Here is a 5,119-nt window from a genome sequence, read left to right on the forward strand (position 1 = left end):
GTTCAAAAAACAATCAAAAACAAAGAAAACACAAAGGAAAGCCTCACAAATTCAGCTCGAGCAACCCCCATTTATAATATGGGGGTTACGGTAGTGGATGACACCACTGACACAAGCACAGTTGCCGATATTCGACTTCAAACAGATCAATATACGTTCCCACGTAAATTGGACAATACAAAAATCATTGCAACTGAACGTGGCAACGTTCCAATTCTTCATTCAGTTCCTTGTGATCGTGAAGGCTTCGCCTCTATTGACTGGGTCTCTATCGGTATTGGCCAAGAAACCCTTGGGGATGAATACTTTTCGATTAATCCTGATGAAGCTGAAAGCATCCTTACATATGCTATAGAAACGTTCTTAGACCAGCATCTATATGAAATATTTGGTTTCGGCTTGGGTCTTAAGCGTGAAAAGGGCATGCATCGCCATAAATACGGCTATGTCCTTCAAAATGACTTTGGCCTTGTGTTATTTGGCACTGTTTCTAAAAGAATTACGATTCAAATTAATGGTACTGGGTGCGCAAATGCTCGTAAAGGTTGGGAAAAACGTCTCCATGAATGGCTAAATACTTTTGCTCGTCGCCCAAAGATTACCCGTGTTGACCTTGCTCACGATGATTTTGACGGCCAGTTCCTGAATGTTGATGTTGCGAATCAATGGGACAATATTGATGGTTTTTGGTGTGGTGGTCGTGCTCCAGAGGTTCAGCATTTTGGCTCTTGGAAGCGTGTAACAGGGAAGGGGCGCACCCTTTCAATCGGGAACCGAACCAGTGGAAAGTATTGTCGTATCTATGAAAAAGGCAAAAAAGAGGGTAATCCACTTTCACTCTGGACGCGTGCTGAGGTCGAATTCAAGTCTAGCGACCGCTATATCCCGTTTGATGTTCTTCTTCGTCCTTCCCGTTATTTTCTTGGGGCTTATCCTTGTTTTGAATGGCTGGCTCGTCAGTTAGGTGATGAATTTATCACGCCTGAAAAAACGGAAGTTATTAAAAAACAATCAGAAATTAGCTGGAATAAGGCTGTAGAAATTACCAAAGTTCAGTTTGGTAAATATATTCGTCAATTTGCCAAATTCTATGATCCTGTTGAATTAATTAATGTTTTGTCCTCCGACAAAGATGAAGTGCCAAAACGTCTTAAATTTTCGTCTGTTGCTGTACTTCAATCGATTCACTTGAATAAACCAGTTCAAAAACAATCCGAGGAATTACCGCTATTTGTAGGTGTTCCGCTACTCAATCAATCTTCATATAAGGAATTTATCCATGCTATTTAAAACACAGCTCGTTGTTCTTGGTGCCAAGTCTAGTAAGGGTGAATACAACGGCCGTCCGTTCGATTCCACCACTGTTTTTTACCAAGCACAGCTACAAGAAGGCGAGAATTTCGCTGGTCAAGTTGGTGCTGACTATAAATGGGGTACATCTGCCAATTTTGAAAAGATCAAAAACCAAAAGTTCCCGTTTATGGCTGATTGTACGCTTGAACAAGTATCAAACGGTAAAACAACTGTAACCATCCTTAAAGAGCTTACACCAGTCAAACAGCCAGCTTAATGACATGGCGTAGGTCTGCTTATGGCTACGGCACAGTAGTTTATAACAGAAATATTGGGGTTTTAGATAAGAGCAGACTTGAGCGAATTGATCAGTATTTAGAGGAATATTTGCAGCATTTGCAGACTTTGACTACTGATCAACACGACAAGATAAACGACATAAAACAACTTATATGGGTCGTACACAATGAACATAGATGTTTTAGATGAAGATGGTGCAAGCAACATTATGCACCCTGAAATCTTCGGAAAACCAAAATAATGAGGTGCTAAGTGTTTAATCCAAATATATTTTTTCTTGGACTATTACTTTGTCCTGTAATTGGTTTAACACTCGGTTTTATTGTTCATCGCAATAAAGATTAGGAATTTTAAGACATGGCATATGTTTGTGCGCAACTTCAAGAATCTGGTGGTGTAAAAACATGTGTCCTGTGGGTTGAGCAGGTCACTTTTAATGACTACTTAGCCATTACACCGCAACAGGCTGCTGACATTGGTATCGCTTCATGCGTTCTTATTATTGTTGCAGCCATATTTAATAAACTTAGTCACATAGGGGATAAATCCAATGGCTAAACAATTACAACTTGTACAAAAAAATGGCGCACCTGATCGCTTTCAAACTCTTTTAAATCGTGGTGCTGTTGTACTTGCACTTACTTTAACTGGAGCTTCTGCTAATGCTGCTACCACATTTGATGTTTCAGAAATTATCACAATGATTGGTTTGGCTGTAGTAGCTGCTGCGACCATTGGTGTTGCTTGGCTTGGTTTTAGTGCTGGTATCTCGATCTGGAAACAGCTTCGTCGAGCTACTTAATTTTACAAAGTTAAGGGGGATTTTCCCCCTTTCTTCTTTCACTGGGGGACGTAATGGAACAAGCATCTATCGCTTATTGGTTGATACCTATTGTTATGATTATTGCTATTACGGTGTTAGTGAAATGAGATTTTTTAAATATTTAGTTCTTACTTTTTTATCGATCATATCTGTAAATGCATTTGCTGCTACTGTGTATTCCACGGGTCAAAATTCGGGTATTCCTGTTGGTACTGGCAGTTCTGCTGCTGCTGCGTGTCAAGCTTTTGTCGATAATTACAATGCATATTTTAAAGCTCAGAAATCACCCCAAGCCGCCCAATACACATCTTCAACAGAGACCGTTTGTTCATACAAGTGGGGTCTAAATGGGGTTAACTTTAATCAAACCTCTAATAATTCAATACGTAAAGAAATAAAGTGTCCTGCAAAGGGTTGGCCTCTCCCTTATTACTATCCGACTGGTACTGCTGTTCCAATTCGCGACTGTAAAGATGGTTGTACAGTTGAAGGTGGTGGTCTTGTAGTAGGTGTTAACGACAAATATGATATGACTCCGATGCAGTATACGGGTGATTCAGTTGATTGCACTAAACGTCTTGCTAATGACCCGCCAAAAAAGTGTGATACAACTGACCCTTACGGTGAATGTTTTAAACCACCAAATGACAATTGTACGCGTTTAAAAGATGGTTCAATTACTTGTCCTGACGATCAAGTTCCACCCCCTAACAATACGTGTAACGGTGCCGACTACTGTAAAAGACCGCCCGAGGGTTGTGGCTCTGGCTATGTACCCGGTTCATTCAATGGCGAACAACTGTGTGTTAGATCGGGACCTAATACGCCAAAAAATCCACCTGATCCAGATAAGCCAGAAGATCCAAATAACTGCATGAATGGTGGTACTTACTGCCCACAACCACCAGATAATACTAAATGCCCATCGGGATATTCTGAGACTACTTTCAACGGTTCAAAAATCTGCGTTAAAGATAATCCTGATCCTGAAAAACCCAATCCTAATGATCCAAACAATCCAGACTATGGCGGAGGTGGTGATAATGGCTCAGGTGGTTCAGAACCAACTGATGGCGGTGATGGTAACGGTTCAACTGGTGGTGACTCTAAGGGCATTATTGATGCAATTATCTCGCTCAAAACTGCATTATTAAATGCGATTTCTGGCATATCAGGTAAGATAGATCTGTTAATAAATGGACAAAAACAAACTAATCAAAAACTTGATACATCTAACGAGCATTTAGACAAGATTGAAGATGCAACACAAGCTGCCAGTGATGCTGTAGGGGAGTCAAATAAAAAATTAGATGGTATCAAGGATTCTATTGATGCCTTAAATAAATGTAGAAATGAAAGTTACAACCCTAATGATAAAAATTCACCTAAATATCGAGAATGTACGGAAAAAGATGCTCCTCAAGGTGATACAAAACTTGATATAGGTTCAATTTCAGTTCCTGAACCTTTAGAAAATTATATTGTATGGTCTTCTCAATGCCCACCTGATGCACAGATACCTATTAATTTGATGGGTCAGTCCTCAACGCTTGTTTTATCTTGGTCTCCGCTCTGTGAGCTTCTGTCACGCATACGTTGGGCAATTATTGCCTGTGCGTATATAGCAGCTGCTTATATTATTTTAGGGATGAAGTAATGCAGTATTTATTTATGTTTGGTGCTTGGCTGCTAAGCAACTTTGCTAAAAAAGTGTTGCTTGGCGCTGGTGTTGCGATTGTCTCCACTGTAGTTATTCAGACCATTCTCACTTCATTCATAAACAAAGCAATTAATGCATCTAATTCTATTGATCACACATATTTAGGTCTTTTGGCAATTTCTGGGCTTGATCAAGCAATTTCAATTGTCATTGGGGCGCTTATTACCCGAGCAACTATTGTTGCTAGTGAAATGTCATTCAAAAAACTTACGTGAGCGAGCGCGCTAGGCGCACCGTGTGACACCTCGTTACGCGTAGCGCTGGGCGCGCTTGCTAAAGGAAAATAAGATGCTAATTTTAATTACTGGTAAGCCTGGTTCTTTTAAAACAGCTAAAACAGCTTCAATGGCCATTGAGTATTTAAAGGAAGGTCGTCCTGTATATACCAACATTGATCAGTTTGATTATGACGGTGTTCAGCAATTGCCTGCTGGTGCTGATTGGAGGGATACTCCTGACGGTTCTGTGGTGATTTATGATGAAGCACAGCAGTTTGATTTCTTGCAATACAAGGGACGTGAAAAACTCTCGAGTGATGAGCGTGTAAAGCAGTTTGAAGTTCACCGACACTCTGGGCATGACATTATTCTTGTTACCCAGTCACCGAGCTTTATTCATAATCATGTATTAAGTCTTGTAGGCTCGCATTATCATCTTCATCGTGCCTATGGTCGTGGCTTTGCTGATGTCTATCTTTGGCGTTATGCGGTAACGATGCCTGATTCTACAGGTGCAAAAAATAAAGCAGAATCGCATGAAAAATTTAAACCTGACTCTAAAATCTTTGATCAATACAAATCAACAACGTTAGATACGCATAAATTGCGTGTACCGCCTATTTTCTTCAAATTGGGTGGATTTATATTAGGTGTTGTTCTTATTATTCTTTATGTTGTTTTTGGCTCTGACAATCCATTTTTATCTGCACATAAAATCAAAGATAATTTAGATAAAACAACTGGTAAGACAGATAATCAAACTGT

At 39.9% G+C, this 5,119-nt stretch carries 7 protein-coding genes; all 7 read left to right on the top strand.

Annotated elements, in window-relative coordinates; all coding sequences use genetic code 11:
• Positions 1-1,290, top strand: a 1,290-nt coding sequence (locus F885_RS12355; RefSeq protein WP_005315402.1) for a replication initiation factor domain-containing protein, incomplete at its 5' end; no start/stop codon positions are given.
• Positions 1,280-1,570 (top strand): hypothetical protein, encoded by a 291-nt coding sequence (locus F885_RS12350; RefSeq protein WP_005315408.1) that lies wholly within the window; start codon positions 1,280-1,282, stop codon positions 1,568-1,570. The genes F885_RS12355 and F885_RS12350, both read left to right, overlap by 11 nt.
• A gap of 380 nt (positions 1,571-1,950) precedes the next feature.
• Positions 1,951-2,151 (top strand): hypothetical protein, encoded by a 201-nt coding sequence (locus F885_RS12345; protein ID WP_005315411.1) that lies wholly within the window; start codon positions 1,951-1,953, stop codon positions 2,149-2,151.
• Positions 2,144-2,395: a major capsid protein gene (locus F885_RS12340; RefSeq protein WP_005315414.1), complete on the top strand. Its 252-nt coding sequence runs from the start codon at positions 2,144-2,146 to the stop codon at positions 2,393-2,395. Before F885_RS12345 ends, F885_RS12340 begins: the two co-directional genes overlap by 8 nt.
• A 124-nt stretch (positions 2,396-2,519) precedes the next feature.
• Positions 2,520-4,073: a virulence factor TspB C-terminal domain-related protein gene (locus F885_RS12335; protein ID WP_005315417.1), complete on the top strand. Its 1,554-nt coding sequence runs from the start codon at positions 2,520-2,522 to the stop codon at positions 4,071-4,073.
• Positions 4,073-4,351, top strand: a complete 279-nt coding sequence (locus F885_RS12330; protein WP_005315419.1) for a DUF2523 domain-containing protein — start codon at positions 4,073-4,075, stop codon at positions 4,349-4,351. The genes F885_RS12335 and F885_RS12330 overlap by 1 nt, the downstream gene beginning before the upstream one ends.
• A gap of 73 nt (positions 4,352-4,424) precedes the next feature.
• Positions 4,425-5,119: zonular occludens toxin domain-containing protein (locus F885_RS12325; protein WP_005315422.1), on the top strand; the 695-nt coding region annotated here is incomplete at its 3' end.

Source organism: Acinetobacter higginsii (genome assembly GCF_000369845.1).
GTDB classification, from domain to species: Bacteria; Pseudomonadota; Gammaproteobacteria; order Pseudomonadales; family Moraxellaceae; genus Acinetobacter; species Acinetobacter higginsii.

Bases quoted from the DNA above. Each gene is read 5' to 3' on its own strand.
- F885_RS12335 (WP_005315417.1), top strand. From the start codon at position 2,520: ATGAGATTTTTTAAATATTTAGTTCTTACTTTTTTATCGATCATATCT.
- F885_RS12350 (WP_005315408.1), top strand. From the start codon at position 1,280: ATGCTATTTAAAACACAGCTCGTTGTTCTTGGTGCCAAGTCTAGTAAG.
- F885_RS12340 (WP_005315414.1), top strand. From the start codon at position 2,144: ATGGCTAAACAATTACAACTTGTACAAAAAAATGGCGCACCTGATCGC.
- F885_RS12345 (WP_005315411.1), top strand. From the start codon at position 1,951: ATGGCATATGTTTGTGCGCAACTTCAAGAATCTGGTGGTGTAAAAACA.
- F885_RS12330 (WP_005315419.1), top strand. From the start codon at position 4,073: ATGCAGTATTTATTTATGTTTGGTGCTTGGCTGCTAAGCAACTTTGCT.